The sequence below is a fragment of the Spirosoma pollinicola genome, from assembly GCF_002831565.1.
GTDB classification, from domain to species: Bacteria; Bacteroidota; Bacteroidia; order Cytophagales; family Spirosomataceae; genus Spirosoma; species Spirosoma pollinicola.
In genome coordinates, this window is record NZ_CP025096.1 from 6,502,572 (window position 1) to 6,521,390 (window position 18,819).

Sequence of the window (18,819 nt, forward strand, 5' to 3'; positions counted from 1 at the left end):
TTCACTCACTCGAAATTAAGTTAGTTGATACTCCGGCAGGCTCATGAGTGCCGCCGTTAGCGTTTGAATGCGTTCGGGACGGGTTTGACCGGATTTGGTTTGGCTTTCGAGTAAGGTGCGTTGGTCTGGACGAAGCGGAAAGGGCAGCAAAACAGTGGCAATGGAATCAATCAATTCGGTGTCGGACGATTTTGTAAAGGCATTCTCAAAATCGGCCCAATTGACGGTTGTGCGAAACTTCGCATTACCTTTTCGGGCCAATAGCTGCGTGTTTACGTCGCCATCTTCTTTAGGTTGTACGGTAACCTCAGTGGCTTTCAGTATGTAGTTGGGCAGTTGCATCCGAAACAGCAAACTCGACGAGTCGATCCAGTTTTTACCGCCCGGCCAGCCCGCTACGTTTGGCGGGTAAAACAGTAACTGACCCAGCGTTCGCTGCACAAAAATCTGCGGTTGCGGCTGATCGAACTGCACACCGAGCGTATGGCGCAACCCAACCAGCAACTCCACCGGCGATTTAATATGTGCGCCCACGTTTTTGGCGTCATAAAACCAATCGGCCAGGAAGATCGTCTCCATCAAGTCACTGATATCGTAGCCGCTTTTGTAGAACTGCTCGGCCAGCGCGTCGACCTGTTTTTTATCTTCGGTTTCGTTCACGAAAAACCGGTAGATCTTCGAAGTAATGAACCGGGCCGTTTGCTTATTTTCCAGCAACATCGCGATAATATCTTCGCCTTTGAACGCGCCCGTTTTTCCAAAAATAGTCTTGTCGCCTTCATCGTGAATCCGCTCCCGAAACACAAATTGGCCTTCGGGCGTGAACTGCCAGCCCGTAAAGGCGCGGGCAGCTTCTTTGATATCGTGTTCGGAATAGTTGCCCCGCCCAAGCGTAAACAACTCCATTACCTCACGGGCGAAGTTTTCATTCGGGGCATTTCTTCGATTCTGCTGGTTATTCAGGAATTGCAGCATGGCCGGTTCTTTTGATACCGCCATCAACAAATCGCCCAGTTTCCCCAATGCATTTTGCCGAATCGTATTGGCATATTGCTGCATAAAAAGTGGATTTCGCCCCTGCGCCCGGCAGGCAAAATGACCATGCCAGAACAGCGCCATTTTTTCCCGCAAAGCGGCTTTGCTGGTGGCCATCTGGTCAAGCCATTGCAGATTCAGGTCGCGCACTTTCTCGGCATTGTCCCGAATGCGTTCTTTCAGCATGTCTTTATCGAGTTGCCCATCGCGAAACTGCCCTTTCAATTGCTTCTTTGTTTCATTCTCTTCCGGCTTCACAACGCTTAATTCGGAAACAGTTTTACTGTCGCCGAACAGTTGCCGCACCACTTTGCGTAGCGGTTTTCGGGTCGCTTCCTCCAGTTCAGCGGAGGTAGCACCAAAACATGCTCGGGCAAAGAGATAGCGGGTTTGTTGCTGTTTTGTCAGTTTATCCATGCCTATCGACTGTTGACTATAGGTGTATGACAAGATCGGGCAGGAATCGTTTAATAGTGAGGAGATTAAAATTATATAGTACACTGATTGGCAGCAGATTGTATAACTCGATGGCGCGAGGCTCTGACCTCGTGTCTACTATTCGTCGGCCTCTGGCCGATAAATGACAATTGCTGAATAAACCGGCCGGAGGCCGGAAAATAGTAGACACGAGGCCAGAGCCTCGCGCCATCGGGGTTGCTACTACATTAAAAAGTCTATAAAACAACCAGGACACTCACCCGGTTACGCAACAGAATCTACCTGTTTTTCGTACTGAATATATAATCATAGCCGGTACTGTATCGACCTTATTTTACTTTTATATGTCTCAACGTTTATGGTCTCGCACGGGCTGGTTAATCGCTCTTTGGGGAATAACCGCTTCTACATTTCTGACCGCCCAATCATTACCTCAGTATAGTAGCTTGCAACGGTCTCAGCAAAAAGCATTACAAAAAACGATTGAGCAACTACAATCCGCAAACTATACATTGGCTGTTGCCAAAGCACGGCTTCTCAACCGGCCCATTCAACAAATTTCTCCTTCGGGTCGGGTTGTGCAGTTACGCGAAATCAGTCCCACTGGCGAACTTATTTACGATGCTACATACAGCACAACAAAGGCTGGTATAAGCACCCGAACCAATTCGCTTTATGCAGGGGGTAGCCTGGGCGTATCGCTCTCGGGCAGTACACTAACCGATAAGCTTGGCGTTTGGGATGGCGGCAAAGTGCGTGATACGCACGTGGAATTTCGCAATGGCACTGGTAGCCGTGTTGTGCAGGTCGATGGATCCACGACACTGGTTAGTCACTCCACCCACGTAGCTGGTATTATGATAGCGGCTGGCGTTAACCCGGATGTAAAAGGGATGGCTTTCGGTACAAACCTGCACGCTTACGACTTCAGCCGTGACGTAACCGAAATGAGTAGTGCTTCCCCTAATCTGCTGGTATCAAACCACTCATACGGCTCCAATGCGGGTTGGGTCTATAATGACACCCGGACAACTACAACCAAATGGGAATGGTGGGGCGATACAACGATTAGTAAAACAGAAGATTACAAATTTGGCATTTATGATGCAACAACGGTTTCATGGGATCGAATTGCCCAAAACGCACCCTATTATCTTATTGTCAAGTCGGGCGGAAACAGTCATGGTTCAGACGGACCCGGTGCCGGACAGCCCTACTATTTGGGCACAAGTAATGTGACCAGTACGGTAGCCCGAAAAGATCAGGAAGGGTACGACCAGATCAGCACCTACGGTAATGCCAAAAATATTCTCTCCGTAGCCGCTGTTGGCAACTTAAACTATGGTTACAACCAATCGGCCGATGTACCGCTTAGTGACTTTACCAGTTGGGGGCCAACCGACGATGGGCGAATAAAGCCCGATATCGCCGGGATTGGCGTTGGCATTCTGTCGTCAAGTTCCGAAAGTGACAGTGCTTATGTGGTGTATGATGGCACGTCTATGGCATCGCCCAACGTGGCCGGTACGCTCCTTCTCCTACAGGAACTGTATTCGCAGCGCAACAGCGGGAAGTACCTGCGGTCGTCCACCCTGAAAGGACTGGCCCTTCACACTGCCGATGAAGCAGGCACCTCGCTCGGGCCCGATTATCAATTTGGCTGGGGGCTACTAAACGCCGAACAAGCGGGAAAAGTCATTCTGAACAGCAACCAGAACCACTTGCTCGATGAACGAACCCTAAATCAGGCAGAACCCTATTCGCTCACGGTGGTGGCATCTGGACTTGGACCGCTGGTGTCTACCATTTGCTGGACAGACCCTGCCGGGACGGCTACCGTGGCCACGGCGGCTAACCTGAATGACCGGACACCCAAACTTGTCAATGATCTCGATCTGCGCATCAGCAACGGGCAGGCCACGACCCTACCCTGGATTCTGGACCCCAATAACCCATCGGCAGCGGCCACGCATGGTGATAATATTCGGGATAACGTTGAGCAGGTGTTAGTTTCCAATCCGGTGCCGGGCCGAACCTATACTATTACGGTCACCAATAAAGGAACATTAAGTGGTGGTAAGCAGGATTATGCCCTGCTCATTAGTGGCATTGGAGGTAAAGCCTATTGTGCCTCGGGCGCAAGCTCAACCGCCGATACGAAGATCAACCAGGTTCAGTTTGCCAGCATCAACCAGGCCGGAGCTAGTGGGTGTACGTCTTACAATGACTTCTCTCAATCTATAGCCACCGTACAGGCAGGGCAACAGATTCCGTTGACCGTATCGCTGGGCACCTGTGGCGCATCTAAAAACGTAATCGTAAAAGCATTTGCCGACTGGAACCAGAACGGCAGCTTCGATGACGCAGGCGAGACCCTGGCCACGTCGGGCGTATTGGCGAACTCGGCGCAGTTTATCACTACGATAACCATCCCAACCACCGTTCAAACAGCGCAGAACGTGCGCTTTCGACTTGTAGCCGTTGAAACATCGGACCCATCGGCAGTTATTTCGTGCGGAAGTTACGGCAATGGCGAAACACAGGATTATGTACTCAATGTCGTCCAAACGACCAACGACATTGGCGCATCTGCCTTGCTCTCGCCCGAAACGAACTTTTGCGGCCAAACGGGCACCGATGTAACGGTTTCTGTTCGTTTGCACAACTACGGTACGGCCAGCCAGACCAACGTGCCGGTCAGCGTTAAAATCACCGACGTCAACAACAACGAGATCACGACGCTGACCGGCACCATCGACCGAATTGTCTCGTTTAGGGATGCAACCGTTTCGCTGAAGCTACCCGCCAGCACTTCATTGGCAGCAGCCCAAACGTACCGTTTTACGGTAACCGCAGGTCTCAATGGCGATCAGAACACGACTAACAATACGATTACAGAAACTCGCGCTACGGCACCAACGCCCGCCAACGGGCTGTTTTCTGTTACCCGTTGCGGTAGTGACACGACGATTTCACTTCGAAATATTGGCGAGGGAACGGCTTTCTGGTATGATGCGCCTACGGGCGGCAATTTGCTGGCGGCCGGTAACCAGGTTGCAGTTAAGTCGATACCTGCGAGCGGCCAGTTTTATGCTTCTCTTAATGAGTTTGCCGGAACCATAGGCCCCGAAAGTAAGAGTGCATTGGGTGGTGGCACCTACGGAACAGGTTTCCAGCCCGCCCCGCTTATTTCAACGCAAGTACCGCTGTTGATCGAGAACGCCCGGTTGTATATAGGCTCGGCGGGCACGCTCACCTTCACCGTCAGGAAATACGACAACACGGTGGTGTCGAGCGTAACGCTCGATGTTACACCAACCCGCACTCAAAGTGTAACAGCGTCAACGGGCGGCACCTACCCCGACGATCCTAACGACCAAGGAGCTGTTTATGCATTGAATCTGCGTATTCCGGCAGCGGGCGATTATAAAATTACCATTGATTATGGGGATGGGGCATCTATTTTCCGCAGCAATGCGGGCACGTTCGCCTTCCCTTATCAACTAAAAACCCAATCGGGCCAGCCCGTTGTTACGATCAAAGGTTCCCTGTTTAACAACGGCACCTCGACCGATACACTCAAAACAGCCTGGTATTACTTCTACAATATGAGCGTTCGGGCGCTAGACTGCCGTAGTCCACAGCGAACAGCCGTCACGCCAGCCACAGGAGCGGGAACCACTGCCGTTATTACGCCCAATGGCTCTACGAGCGTTTGCCAAGGTTCCAGCGTGTTACTTCAGGCCAATGCTGGTTCGGGGCTTACCTATCAGTGGTATCGAAATGGGCAGGTGATTACGGGCGCTACCAGTAACACGTTACTGGCGTCAACCGCCGGAGGCTACGTTGTGCAGGTTGCTAACAACTGTTTGCCGGTTAACTCGGCAACGGTGACCGTAACTGTCCAGACAGCCCAAACGCCCCTTATTACGGCCAACGGATTCACGCTTGTGTCTAATGCCACAACGAATATTCAATGGCTCCTTGACGGCGTGCCCATTGCCGGAGCAACATCACCCAATTATACCGTTGTACAAACGGGCCGTTATTCAGTAAAAGGAAGTGTAAATGGTTGCGGAGATGCTCTCTCGGCCGATATATACCTGACTATTCTGGCTACTGAACCAACTGCCGACGATGGAAATCTTATTGTTTATCCAAATCCAGCTACGAGGCAGGTAACCGTTTCGCTGGGAGCTACGCTTGCTTTACCAAAGTCGCCCACTGTTCGTTTGACCAACTTAAATGGACAAACTGTTCGCACAGGAGTCCTTTTGCGGGACGGAAAAAATTATTCAACAATTTTTGATGTGGCCGACTTGCCGGGCGGTACGTTTATTGTAGTTGTAGAAGATGATCAGACGCAAAGCGTCCGGGTCAAACGGATTCGCAAGCAATAATCAACTACACTTCTGCAACAATTAGATCGGCATAGTTTAGGCTTGAAAAATGGGGTACAGTGCATTTCAGGGGCTTTTTCTCCGGTTGCATGGTGCCTCATTTTGTCGTTTTTAATCGGATCAGGAAGCCCCCTCAAGGCACAGTCAACCAGCGAAGAACTTAAGTTAAACTGGCAAAAGGAGCTTAGTCAACGCCACATTACTCTACGCGAACGTACGCTTCGACTGGCACAGCAGAGAGGCTGGCCCCTTAGCAAAAACTATTCCAATCAACGAGTTCTTCAACTTCAGGAAATTGATGCGCTGGGCCAGCCGGTTTATTATACCCTCCATAATGTTGAAGCGGCACGCGGCACGCAAACGCAGGCTTTACAGGGAAACGGCTCTTTACCCATTGCCCTGTCGGGCGGTTCGGCGGTTATGGCTGGCCGATTAGGATTGTGGGATGGTGGTAAGGTGCTGGAATCACACAACGAGTTTGGTGGAGCCGTTGCCAGAATTACCCAGAAAGATAATCTTACTACGCTCAATAACCACACCACCCACCTTGCGGGAACACTCATTGCCAAAGGCATTAACGCACAGGCGAAGGGAATGGCATTCGGGTCACAACTGTCTGTTTGGGATTATACCAACGACATAACCGAACTCACTTCCACAGCCTCGAATCTACTTATCTCAAATCATTCATACGGCCCGGTCGTTGGTTGGGTCTACAATGAATCCCGCCCCGGCAAAGACCCCAATCTGAAATGGGAATGGTGGGGTAATACACAAATAAGTGAAACAGAGGATTATCTTTTCGGCTTTTATACGGCAAATACCCGCGATCTGGACAGGATAGCCTACAACAATCCGTTCTTTCTGATGGTACGCTCGGCAGATAATAAGCGTAGTGAAACCGGCCCACCTACGGGAACACCTTATTTCCTGAAAAACACAGATACAAAAAGCACCCTGGCCCGAAGCCAAAATGATACCTATGATGTTATTCCAGGGGAAGCTACAGCAAAAAACGTTTTGACCGTTGGGGCCGCCAATGTATCGTTTACCGATCAAAACAAGGCCGTCCTGTTGGGAACAATGGGCTTTAGTGGCTGGGGACCAACCGACGACGGGCGCATAAAACCAGACCTGTTAGGTATTGGCTCAGATGTATTGTCGTCTTTGAGCACCAGCAATACTGCCTATGGCATCTATAGTGGTACGTCGATGGCATCGGCAAATGTGGCAGGCTCGCTCTTTTTATTACAGGAATTATATGCCACCCAACGAGCCGGCGGTTTACCTACCAGCGGGCAATTTATGCGGGCGGCAACGTTAAAGGGGCTGGCAATTCATACCGCTACCCGGCCCAACCCATCCGCCGGACCTGATTACCGGCAAGGCTGGGGACTCCTGAATACAGAAGCCGCAGCCCGCCTTTTGTTGAATGAAAATCTGGCAAATCTGGTACTGGAAAAAGCATTGGTCTCCAGTGGCACGTTTACGCAATCCATCGTTGCACAGGGAAATGAACCCTTGCTGATAACCCTCTGCTGGACAGATCCCGAAGGAACGACCACCAGCGTTACGTCCAGTTCAGTCAATAGCCGAACGCCCAAACTCGTCAACGATCTTGATTTACGCCTGAAAACGAGTCAGCAAACAGAGTTTCCCTTCATACTAAATCCAGCCCAACCTGCTCTGGCAGCTGGTCGGGGCGATAACATTCGGGACAACGTCGAACAGATTTACATTGCCAATCCGGTGGCCGGGCAAACTTATACCCTTACGGTTTCGCACAAGGGAACGATGACTTATTCCAGCCAGCCATTCTCTGTTATTGTCAGCGGGCTGACCCACACGAACTGCCAGCTAACAGCCTCTATCCAGCCCAGAAAAGATACATCTATATGTAGCGGCACACCCTTTTTTCTTCAGGCCTCTACAAATACAACGGGCTTAAAATACCAATGGCTACGCGATGGGGTTGTGGTAGCCAGTACATCAAATCCTGCTTATCAGGTCACCAGAACGGGCTCTTATTTACTGCGTATTACAGATACAAAAGGCTGTGCAGCCACCTCCCAGCCTGTACGGGTAGACGTCCGAACGCCGACGGCCATCATGACACCAGGCACGGATCAATTGCTTTGTGACGACAAGATGGTTGTTACATTACAGACGACGGCAAGTTCACCGAGCGAAACGATAGATTGGCTTTATAACGGAGTTGTTATTGACAACAACCACGCAATTACCTTCAGTACCAGTTTGCCAGGCAGTTATCAGGTTCGGGTAACACAGGATGGTTGTCAGGCACTGTCAGCCGCAACTAAACTGGTACTTACATCTATTCGCCATCTAGACATAACCCCTCAGGAAACAGAACTTATCTTACCTCTGGGTGGTACAGTGACCCTGAAAGCCACAGTCGATACGTCGTATCGCTACCAATGGTATCGGGATGGCCAGATTTTATCGAATGGCAATCAGTATCGTTTTCTTGTCACTCAGGCAGGTGATTACAAAGTGCAGGTGAAGCAAAAAGATTGTGTTGCCTGGTCAACAAATCGACTTGTACAGACAACAGCAGCTATATCCAGTACAACGACGTCGTCAACGGCACCCGTTACCGCCGATCCCGGTGATCAGTTCATCGTATATCCCAACCCCACAGATAATACCCTTTCTATACATTATGCAAGCCCGCTGGCAACTCAGGCCGAAGCCAGGCTGTTTAATGCTCAGGGCGTTTTGCTACAATTGCCCGTTTCGCTCAAGGCGCAAAATGGTCATTTTGAAGCACATATATCTGTTCTTAACCTACCGGCTGGTACATACATTTTACAGCTTACAGACGGCCGCTCAACCCAAACGGAGCGATTTATAAAAAAGTAAACCGGTTCATTTACGGCCTAACGCCAACAAATGAACCGGTTCTTGTTCAGCACCTCAACAGGCGTCGATTATACCTATTTTCCTTTTCCGGAAGTTGCTTCCTGAGCTAAAGCCAGTTTCACAGCGTCATACAAATTGACGATTCCACCCGTTTTCGACAAGGTAGCAAAGCCAACTGTATCGGTCGATTCAGGCTTTGTGACTTTGGTGCTATAGGGCGTTGCCGATTGCAGGATGATGCGCTTAATGTCAGCATACGTCAACTTCGGGAAGTATGACTTCAATACGGCCGCTACCCCTGCCACGACTGGTGAGGCCATGCTTGTACCGCTATTGTTTTCGTATTTGCTTCCCGGTACGGTCGAATAAATATCCTTACCCGGTGCAAACACATCGACATTCTGTTTACCGTAATTAGAAAAACTGGCGATCAGATCGGCGGTATTAGGTTCGGCACTAGCCCCTACCGTTATTACGTTTGGAATGGCTGAGCCATCAATAAACCGGGGAGCCGGATAGTTTGCTGCGGTATCAATGTCTTTGCCATCATTACCAGCCGCATGAATCATGAGCACGCCTTTTGTAAGCGCGTAGCGTTCAGCATCTTCCACTGTTTTCCGCTGGGGCGAGTAATCCTTACCGAAACTCATGTTAATGATCTGCGCTCCGTTGTCAACCGCATACCGGATAGCATTAGCCACATCTTTATCGCGTTCGTCGCCATCAGGCACCGCCCGAACACCCATGATCTGTACGGCATCGGCAATACCCATCACCCCCAGATTATTGGTACGGTCAGCCCCAATGATACCAGCTACGTGTGTACCGTGGTCAGGACGAGGCCCCGCAATATCGGCGTTACCGTAATCACGCTGCGTCATATCGTTCGGGTTGTCGCCTACAATTTCACGGCTATTAAAGTCGGGATTGTAGTTGTACTCGGCCCGTGACTTGAGTTGCTCATTGGCTTTTTCGAGTTCACTCATAACCACATCTGTATCGGCAGCGCCCTGTTGGCGTAACAGGCGTAATATACCGGCTACAGGCCGTTTCAGCGCGGCATCACTCAGCGTGTCGGCAGCTTTACGCAACGTCAATGTATCAAGCTTCGATACATTAAGCGCCTTCTTCAAGGTTGTAACGGCTGAGGTAAATTGCTCAGAAAATTGACTGATGCCCTGATATTGCGACTTATACTGAGCCTGATTTTTTTCAACCTCAGCTTTTGTTTTTACATACAGGTCATACTCTTTCTGTTGCTCTGGCTTGAGTGTTTTCCGGTCGACCGCAGTTTTACCTTCATAGGTAGGTTTAAGCTGCGCGTAAAGGCGAGTTACCTCGGCAGTTTCATACCCAACATTCCGGCCATCTTTACCACCGATGAAGTTCCAGCCATGCACATCGTCTACATAGCCGTTTTTATCGTCGTCTTTACCATTACCAGCTATTTCTTTAGGATTTAGCCACAACACCCGACGAAGATCTTCGTGGGTTGTGTCAATTCCTCCATCAATAACGGCTACGATAACAGGGGTTGGTTTACGCCCTTTAAGTAGTTCGTTATACGTCCGCTCAACACTGATTCCAGCTGTTTTATCGGTTTTATCACGCAGATACCACTGCGTTTCCTGCGCCAACGCTGCTACTGAGAACAGACAAACAGACGCGCTAAAAAGGAGTTTCTTCATGAATTAAGAACAAAAAATCTCCACAAATTACGAAGAAACCGGCTTAAGTTTAGCTTAAAAATTGTTAAACGGCCCTCATATTGTTCTCTATGGCTTGGCTGCGTGACTATTCTTATAGTGCTCTTTTAGCAGATCTTCGCCCCAATCATTCGTTAAATCCCGCACAACGGTGTGAATGTGGTTGGCATTGGTTTGGGTGTTATCATACTCAATCAGGATCGTGGGACCATGAATTCGGTAATACCACCCTTTCCCGTCGCCCAGCTCTGGCGTTAAATCACCCGCCCAGGCAAAACGCAGACTATCCAACCCAGATTTTTCCAGTTTAGCCATTTGTTGTTTAGCCAGCGTAATCCGGTAATTAGTCATATACACTTGTAGTAATGACAAAAATAGCTTGCGCTGCTCGGCAGTCATTTCAGATAACATGAGGCCATCCATTTTCTCGATCGAGGCCATCCGTTTATTGGTTGTCACGATTTCAGGATAAGCCACGGCGCCTACTATTGCTTTTTTTAGCTGGTCGGGCGTAAGCGTTTTCAGTAAGGCAAATGCCTGTTCGGTTTCCTGCTTTAGAATCTCTCTCCCTTTCTGGGGCAAATCATTTATGCGTGGGTCAGCCATGCGTTTATCGGCCATAGTGGCGTCATACTTTAATACACCTGGATTACTGCCAAAGAACGTGGGTGTCTGGGCCAGCACCTGACCGGTCAGCGACAAAAACTGTAGGGATAAGTGATGCCCTTCAATGCGCCAGCTCCAGGGAGTTTTCTCTGCCGGATCACCGAATACGGTGAAGGAATAATTTTCAGGGTCGCGATAGACATCGTTAGGAGGGCGGTTATCGATAACACGCAACACATTTTCCATATCTATAATGGATGTCGCCTTATCATACCCCTGATTGCTCAGTCCGGTTTTGAGCATAGCCATTGCCGCCTGGCGCTGATCTGCAGTCATTTGTTTAAGTGGCAGCCCTTTACGTTCGCGGGGAACATAGTGCCAGTTAAATCGCTCGACGTCATCGAGCGGGTATATCGCCACCTTACGTTGTTCTGGCGTCAGCAAGCCCAAAAATGTTGTGGCGGCATCAAGCATATCGTCCTTGACACGCTGCTGGGCAGCTGTTGGCTTTTTAGGAGAAGCCGTTTGCTGAGCCAATGCCTGAACAGACAATAAACAGAATAAAAGGAAGGGTTTCATAAGTGAAAAAGTTGTTAGGTAATTGACAAAGCTTTCGACTATCGACATTTACCTATTTGGCTGTAATTGCCACTCCATCAACTGATTTATACGATATATCCTTATTTCATTAACAACCACAGCTGTTTGACAGTTTACAGGTTAACTCACTGTCAACGAAAGATATGTCCACCCGGCCACCAAATGATAGCTCAGGTCCATTCGACCACCTGGCACTGCGCTACCTGCGCCAGTCCCTGGACACATCACATCCAACCGATGAGCCTTATGTATTAAATTCGATAGAAAGTCGAGTCATTCGGCGAACCAAAATAGTTACCCTCACCATGGCGGTTTTGCTTGGTGTTATGGGTGTTTTATTACTTTATGGCCCTCAGTACGTCTGGCCGGATCTATTTTCAGGCACAACCGTCTGGTTTTTAGGCGATGCTTACGAACTGCCGCTTATTACAACTCTTTATGGCGTGCTGTTGGTGTATGTAGAGGTGAATTTGCTGGTTGTTCTGAATCTTCACGCGGTAAAGATGATTATGCGCGTATGTCAATTTCCCAACGCTCACGACGCCCAGTATGATCGTCATTTGCAGGCATTGGCCGATGCGGCTTTAGAGAAAACGAACAGAGGTATTCTACGTTTCGGAATAGACCCCTATTTAAATATGCCGCGCTGGGGTCTCACTATCTTCTTTCTGCTGAATATGGTAAAGGCAGCCCTAAGCAATTTAGCCCTGAAATTTTTGTTGAAACGGTTTATTGGGCGCTTCGCCCTGCGCCAGATAACTGACCTTGCCGGTATACCTATCTATGCGTTCTGGAATGCCTGGGCTTCATGGCAGGTACTGCACGAAGCGCAGGTTCGGGTTATGTCTCCAATAACGATTCGTGAGTTTGTGCACGAACTACACGAAGAATGGGGCAAAAACGATCAATTACGCCCTTTGCTGCTCGAAGCATTGCAATATGTGGCTATTCTGAAACGGCAATACAACTATTCCCACTTTTTGCTTACTGAGACATTGGTTGACCGTTTTGGTCTACAGGTTGATACACCCTTAACCGGAGATTTTTTAACGCAGGTAGCACAGGCACCTATGGATGTGCGCCGTAGTCTCGAACGGCTTATTGTTTTTGGTGTTCTGGTTGATGGTAAGCTGTCATTACTCGAAAAGAGACGGTTGAGTGAACTGCGTAAAAACGGATTTCTTACTTATTCAGCTAATGACATACAGCGGATTGGTAACGATTACAATCAAGGGCGCGGGCTTTGGGTATAATAAGCTTATCCTGAAAGCACTTTATATTCTTAGCCTTCACTTTATACTACATCATTTTACCTTTGGTAAAGATATCCTCCTGATCGGGCATTGTTGGGTTAACGAATACATCGGCTCCGTTTATTGTCCGTCGAACTGGTTCCTCGGTGGGTCTCTGGCGATGATGTTTATAAGCGCTGTCAGATGAATAGTGGCACACGTATGATTTCCGTGTCAAGGCGCTGTTCCGAATGGCTTCTCCTCCATGTGCGAGCGCAGCATGCCAGATCAATACTTCTCCTTTTTTAATCAGCAAAGTTTTTTTCTCCATCCCTGCTTTTTGGCAAGCAGCGTCTAGGTATGTAGCAAAATCACCTGGATTAAGTGTCGATTCATTGTTAAAGAATATGCCATTGCCAAAGTTAAACTTAGCAATCTTATGCGACCCCGGGTAATAGGAGAGCGGACCTGCATCTATCTGCACATCTTCGAGCGCTATCCAGGCAGCCGCCAGATGGCTGGGGATTTCGGATACGACGTAGGCAAAATCTTGGTGTGTTGCCTGCTGGCTACCATATTTAAACAATAAACTCTGCATAGCAATCACCTTTTCACCAAATACAGCTTCAAGGAAAGTCACGATATTTTTGTGAAGCATTATTTTTTTGCCAATCACCGAGTTATCGTGAAAATCATTGAATTTGATATATGGGCCGTTCAACACGGTTTTTGGCACATCCTTCACGGGCAAAATCGGGTTTGCCTGGTATTCAGGAAGATCAATCCGCACCTGTGTCTGGTATTTTTCATGGTGCTCAACCAACTCCTCAACTTCACTCCATAACTGGTCAAGCCAGTCAGTATCAATCGCCTTGCCCAGGATGACGTACCCATTGTCACGCCAAAACGCTAATTTTTCGGCTAAATCGTAGGGGAGTTCTTTAACCGCCGGAAAGTGGTTGATAAACGACGCAATGTCAGCGTCTTTCTTATCGATCCAAGGCAATGTGTCATAAACAAATTCAGTAACTGGCTTTGCTTTTTGTTCGGGGCGGAGCACCTGCTTGGCCACAGACTTTAGTTTTGAAAGAAGACTCATAAATGATAGCGTAAACCAGGGTTTGCATCAAAAATATAAAAACTGCCTTCTTTTACAAACTATATAACCTAAACAGCCGATAATGATTAATTATAGCGTAATAAAGGGTATGAATTAGGACTGTGACTGTAGTACTTCATTGCCTTTTCTAACTCTTACTTCATTGATTCGTTTATCGTCAGCGGATACCACATGAAATAAGAAATCAGCATAAATCGTTTCTTCACCTGGTTTCGGTAGTCGATTAAAAAGTTCAAGCAATAAACCTCCCAGTGACTCGCTGTCGCCCTGCACAGTTTCGAATGTAGTAGCATCTACATTGAGTATCCTACACACATCTGTAATGGGCATCTTTCCTTCGAACACCACTGTCCAGTCATCTTCGCGACGATAGCCAACGGGCGTTTCATCATCAAACTCATCGTTGATATCGCCAAATATTTCTTCAATAATATCCTCAAGCGTAACCAGACCCCGTGTGCCACCATATTCATCGACCACAATTGCCATATGAACACGCCGTTTCTGGAAGTCCTGCAAGAGGTCATCCACTTTCTTGTTCTCGGGGATAAAGAAGGCGGGACGCAACAACGATTGCCAGTCAAATGAATCGTCCTGGTGAATATGCGTCAGTAAATCTTTAATGTACAGAATACCTTCGATTTGATCGAGTGATTCATGAAAAACGGGCACCCGCGAATAGCCCGATGCGTTAATCAGCGCCATTAATTCACTAAACGTCAGGTCGTCCTCTACCGCCGAAATATCCAATCGGGCACGCATCACCTGGCGGGCTGTCAGGTTGCTGAAGTTAACGATACCTTTAAGTATTTCTTTTTCTTCAACAGTTGCATTCATTCCGGTCAATTCAACTGCCTGACTCAATTCTTCAACGGAAAGCTTGTACCCTTTTCGCTGAATACGGCGATCAACCTGATTACTCAGATTTACCAGAATCATTGCCAGTGGTCGAAATACAGTCAAGCCCATTTTAGCCAGAAAAGCTGTTTTCCGAGCCACTATCAGGTTATTTTGACTGGCATACACCTTGGGGACTATCTCACCGAAAAGTACAATAGCTACCGTTGTTACCAATGTTACCAACGGTAGTATCCAGCTTGTTCTCCCTTGCAAGTTTTGTGAGAACTTCCAGGTCAGGTAGGTAACAATAACAACAATAGCAATATTTAATAAATTATTGAATATTACCAACGAGGCCAGCAGCCGCTTTGGCCGTTCGAGCAATGTAGCAATACGCTGGTCATCGGCAAGGTTGCTATCCCGGCAAAGAGCCCGATCATCGGGCGATAGAGAGAAGAATGCTGCTTCGGAAGCCGATACTAAACCGGCGAGTGTCAACAGCAAAAGAATGAGGGCCGTGTAGGGGCCGTATAAATCAAAATAGGTGCTCCAGCCGTCTGTGGCCAGGAGCACCTGTCGAGGAAGAGGATCACTAAGGTCCATGTATATTAAATCTCGTTCAACAACTGAGCGCGTCAAGTAGGTTAGAACGGCAAGTCGTCATCACTACTATTGCTCTCAAAAGGTACTGGTTCCGGCTCCCGTCGTTGTGCTGGTGCCTGCGGGCGTGGTGCAGGGGCGGCCTGTGGTGCCGCTTGCTGGCGAGGAGCACTGGCTGGTTGGGCCGGAGCCGACTGCTGGCGGGGAGCTTCATAGGGCTCATTACCTCCCCCCTGATTTTCATTCGGGCTACCGAGCAATTGCATGATGCTGGCACGTACCCGTAAAGATGTGCGTTCTTTACCTTCTTTGTCGGTCCATAACTCCGTCCGTAAACGGCCTTCAACGTACACAGAATTGCCTTTCTTTAAATATTTTTCAGCCACTTTAGCCTGTTCATTCCATAATTCAACCCGAAACCATTCGGTCTGCTCTACTTTTTCGCCATTCCGGTTTGTATATTTTTCGGTAGTTGCCACATTAAATGTTGCCACAACAGCACCGCCATCCAGATAGCGAACCTCAGGATCGGCACCCAGATTGCCGATGATTGTCATCTTATTCAGACTTGCCATACTCTTTATTTTGTTGGTTACCGGTTAATACGGTTAGCGTTTAAGGAGATTAAAGATACTGAAATATACCGACTTATCCAAACTGCTGATCCAAATAGTTTGTAATCAAAACAGGCTTAGGTAGGTTACTTATTTCAACAGGCAAATACCACTGTAAATCAATCGGCAAGCTATTAATTAGCTCATCGGGTACATCAATCAGGTAAAATCGAGCCCGAATTCGTTGATGCGATAACAACTGCATCGACTCCACTGGCAAAGCGGCAGGAACACTCTGATCAACGACCTGAGCGACTGGATCAGACAAGGGTATGTCACGCAACGCAGTTTTGGGCTCATCAGTTTCCAGTAAATAAAAATCATAGAGATTCTGCCAGATATCACGCGCTGTCCTCTCCCTAAGTGCTAATCGACCTTCATTCCGAAAAACCAAGTAATTAAAATACCGCTCACGTACCGGCGCTTTTTTTGATTTAACCGGTAGCCGGTGCTGACGGCCGGTCAAATAAGCTACGCACTGCTGCTGAATTGGACAAAGGAGACAGTCGGGTGCAACGGGCGTGCAGTGAATAGCCCCAAATTCCATGATAGCCTGATTGTAAGTAGCCGGGTCATTGGCCGTTTGAATCAGCCGCATGGCAAGCGTGGCAAATGTTTTTTTTGCGGTAGTCGTCGTAATATCTTCATCAATCCCAAAAACCCGCGAAAGTACTCTATACACATTTCCATCCACAACCGGCACTCGTTCACCAAAGGCAAAGGAGGCTATAGCAGCGGCCGTATAATTACCTATCCCCTTCATTTTCAGCAACTCATGATAGGTATCAGGAAACTTACCTGACAATTTTTCCGTTACGTAACGAGCAGTCTGGTGCAGATTTCGGGCGCGGGAATAATAACCTAGGCCCTGCCATAGGCGGAGTAGCTCCCGTTCGTCGGCCCTGGCCATATCCGCTACGGTTGGGTAAGTGGTTACAAAGCGTTCATAGTATGGCTTTCCCTGTGCTACACGGGTTTGCTGGAGGATTATTTCCGATAGCCAAATAGCGTAGGGATCGAGGGTGTGACGCCAGGGAAGGTCTCGCTTGTGGAGCTCATACCACTGTTCGAGTACAGGCGCAAAAGTGGTTTCGATACCGTTAGAGTCTGATTGCCAATTCAAAATAAAATTAAAAAATAGAACGTTAGCTTATAAAAAGGGGGATACAGGTTTTATAATTTATGGGAAACCCCTACCTTTGTGCTCCCATTTTTGAGGCCCCAATTTTCAACAATACAGTAAACGTTAAAGTTTAAGAAGTCGTGACGAAAGCAGATGTAATTGCCGAGATCTCCGATAAGACCGGAATTGACAAGGCAGAAGTGACAAACACACTGGAAACATTCTTTTCAGTAGTTAAGGACTCGCTGGCCGAGGGAGAGAACATTTATGTGAGAGGGTTCGGCAGCTTCATCAATAAGAAAAGAGCCAAGAAAGTAGCCCGGAATATCTCGAAGAATACCGCTATGGTAATCGATGAGCACTTTATTCCGAGCTTTAAACCCGCCAAAGTTTTTGTTGAGCAGGTAAAAACCAGCGACAAAGCCAAAGTAACGGCGGAGTAAGACAAGTAGCCTGAAAAGAGCAGACTTGGGCGTTTGCATCATAATTAGTATCTCCTATGAATAAATCTGTGTTGTTTGTTGTCATACTGGCGGCTGCCTTAACGGTTGGGTTGTATACCCGTCCGAAAGTGGTAGTGCGTAATGAGAACAAGCAACTTGGGGCAGTAACTTCAGGAGGACATGCGATGCAAGCGCCCACAACTGTTAAATCAGGAACTGATTCTCTCAACGTAGCCTCTACAGAAAACGGAGCCGGTCAGTCGGAAATCCATGAGAAGCCCGTATCGCCGGCGCAACAAGAGCGTATTACAGCGCTGGAAACTGAATTTGATAAGGCAAGTCCAACACAGAAAGAAACTATCGGAGGCAAGCTAATTGCTGTGTTCCGCGAAGCTACACGCTATGACAGTGCAGCTCATTATGCGGAACTGATAGCTATTGCTCAACCCAATGAGCGTAATCTGTTGAGGGCTGGCGATGAACATTTCGAAGCGTACACGTTTGCTGTGGACGAAAAGAAAACAGCTCTGCTGGGCCAAAAGACCCGGGAGCTGTACGAACAGGCGCTGGAGAAAAACCCAAACCTGTTGTCGGCCAAGGCGAATATGGCAATGACCTATGTAAATACAGACACGCCCATGAAAGGAATCATGCTGTTGCGCGACGTATTGAAACAGGACCCAACGAATGAATTAGCTCTGTTCAACTTAGGCTTGCTATCCATGCGGTCTAATCAGTATGAACGGGCTATTGAGCGATTCCGGCAAATTTTGGTTAATAACCCGACAAGCCGAAAAGCTCAGTTTTATCTGGGCGTCAGTTTAGCCGAAGCCGGTCAGAAAGCCGAAGCTAAACAAGTACTTGCTCAGGTAAAGAAGCAGGAGAAAGACCCGCAAATTTTAGCCGCTGTGCGCGAGTACGAAGAGCGGCTTAAGTGAAAGTTATAAAGTTGTTGAGTCATAACAGTGTAAAGTGGTTTCAAAGTAAAGATATCTGCTTTATGCTGCTGTAACCTTAGAACTATACAACTTCAAAATAGGGCTTGATCGAGTGATTGGCCGACATGTATTTCAACCATTAAACACTGTTTAACTATGCCTTGCGGTAAGAAACGGAAACGACACAAGATTGCCACTCACAAGCGGAAAAAACGGCTAAGAAAAAATCGGCACAAGAAAA

Annotated in this window: 12 protein-coding genes; 5 read left to right on the forward strand and 7 right to left on the reverse strand. The window is 48.1% G+C overall.

All coding sequences use genetic code 11. The annotated features are described in order from the left end of the window. Nucleotides 1–15: 15 nt before the first annotated feature. The gene (locus CWM47_RS27285; RefSeq protein ID WP_100991788.1) at nucleotides 16–1,452 is read right to left on the reverse strand and encodes a DUF1800 domain-containing protein; all 1,437 of its coding nucleotides are present in this window, start codon (nucleotides 1,450–1,452) and stop codon (nucleotides 16–18) included. A 365-nt stretch (nucleotides 1,453–1,817) separates the two neighbouring features. Between CWM47_RS27285 and CWM47_RS27290 the strand changes: the two genes are divergently transcribed. Together CWM47_RS27290 and CWM47_RS40685 are read left to right on the forward strand one after the other, a co-directional pair. Next, nucleotides 1,818–5,873: a GEVED domain-containing protein gene (locus tag CWM47_RS27290; protein WP_100991789.1), complete on the forward strand. Its 4,056-nt coding sequence runs from the start codon at nucleotides 1,818–1,820 to the stop codon at nucleotides 5,871–5,873. A gap of 102 nt (nucleotides 5,874–5,975) precedes the next feature. Beyond that, a complete protein-coding gene (locus tag CWM47_RS40685) occupies nucleotides 5,976–8,756 on the forward strand; it encodes a S8 family serine peptidase (protein ID WP_100994077.1) in 2,781 nt (926 codons plus the stop codon). Nucleotides 8,757–8,830: 74 nt separating this feature from the next. Here the strand turns inward: CWM47_RS40685 and CWM47_RS27300 are convergent, their stop codons facing one another. Together CWM47_RS27300 and CWM47_RS27305 are read right to left on the reverse strand one after the other, a co-directional pair. Continuing rightward, nucleotides 8,831–10,444: a S8 family peptidase gene (locus tag CWM47_RS27300; RefSeq protein WP_100991790.1), complete on the reverse strand. Its 1,614-nt coding sequence runs from the start codon at nucleotides 10,442–10,444 to the stop codon at nucleotides 8,831–8,833. Between the two features lie 87 nt (nucleotides 10,445–10,531). Next, on the reverse strand, nucleotides 10,532–11,647 hold the full coding sequence (locus tag CWM47_RS27305) for a DUF3500 domain-containing protein (RefSeq protein ID WP_100991791.1): 1,116 nt from the start codon (nucleotides 11,645–11,647) through the stop codon (nucleotides 10,532–10,534). A gap of 164 nt (nucleotides 11,648–11,811) precedes the next feature. Here CWM47_RS27305 and CWM47_RS27310 point away from each other — a divergent pair, with 164 nt between their 5' ends. Further along, the gene (locus CWM47_RS27310; protein ID WP_206170548.1) at nucleotides 11,812–12,921 is read left to right on the forward strand and encodes an LBF_2804 family protein; all 1,110 of its coding nucleotides are present in this window, start codon (nucleotides 11,812–11,814) and stop codon (nucleotides 12,919–12,921) included. A 46-nt stretch (nucleotides 12,922–12,967) separates the two neighbouring features. Here the strand turns inward: CWM47_RS27310 and CWM47_RS27315 are convergent, their stop codons facing one another. From CWM47_RS27315 to mutY, 4 genes are all read right to left on the reverse strand, one after another. Further along, nucleotides 12,968–13,999 carry a phytanoyl-CoA dioxygenase family protein gene (locus CWM47_RS27315; protein WP_100991792.1) on the reverse strand — a complete coding sequence of 344 codons (1,032 nt, stop codon included), beginning with the start codon at nucleotides 13,997–13,999 and terminating at the stop codon, nucleotides 12,968–12,970. Between the two features lie 114 nt (nucleotides 14,000–14,113). After that, nucleotides 14,114–15,463, reverse strand: a complete 1,350-nt coding sequence (gene gldE, locus CWM47_RS27320) for a gliding motility-associated protein GldE (protein ID WP_100991793.1) — start codon at nucleotides 15,461–15,463, stop codon at nucleotides 14,114–14,116. Between the two features lie 41 nt (nucleotides 15,464–15,504). Further along, complete coding sequence (locus CWM47_RS27325; RefSeq protein WP_100991794.1) at nucleotides 15,505–16,035, reverse strand: single-stranded DNA-binding protein; 531 nt, start codon at nucleotides 16,033–16,035, stop codon at nucleotides 15,505–15,507. A gap of 73 nt (nucleotides 16,036–16,108) precedes the next feature. Further along, nucleotides 16,109–17,197, reverse strand: coding sequence for an A/G-specific adenine glycosylase (mutY, locus tag CWM47_RS27330; RefSeq protein WP_100991795.1), 1,089 nt, complete (start codon nucleotides 17,195–17,197; stop codon nucleotides 16,109–16,111). Between the two features lie 140 nt (nucleotides 17,198–17,337). Between mutY and CWM47_RS27335 the strand changes: the two genes are divergently transcribed. Together CWM47_RS27335 and CWM47_RS27340 are read left to right on the forward strand one after the other, a co-directional pair. After that, a complete protein-coding gene (locus CWM47_RS27335; protein WP_046577075.1) occupies nucleotides 17,338–17,640 on the forward strand; it encodes an HU family DNA-binding protein in 303 nt (100 codons plus the stop codon). Between the two features lie 56 nt (nucleotides 17,641–17,696). Next, a complete protein-coding gene (locus CWM47_RS27340) occupies nucleotides 17,697–18,578 on the forward strand; it encodes a tetratricopeptide repeat protein (protein WP_100991796.1) in 882 nt (293 codons plus the stop codon). Nucleotides 18,579–18,819 lie beyond the last annotated feature (241 nt).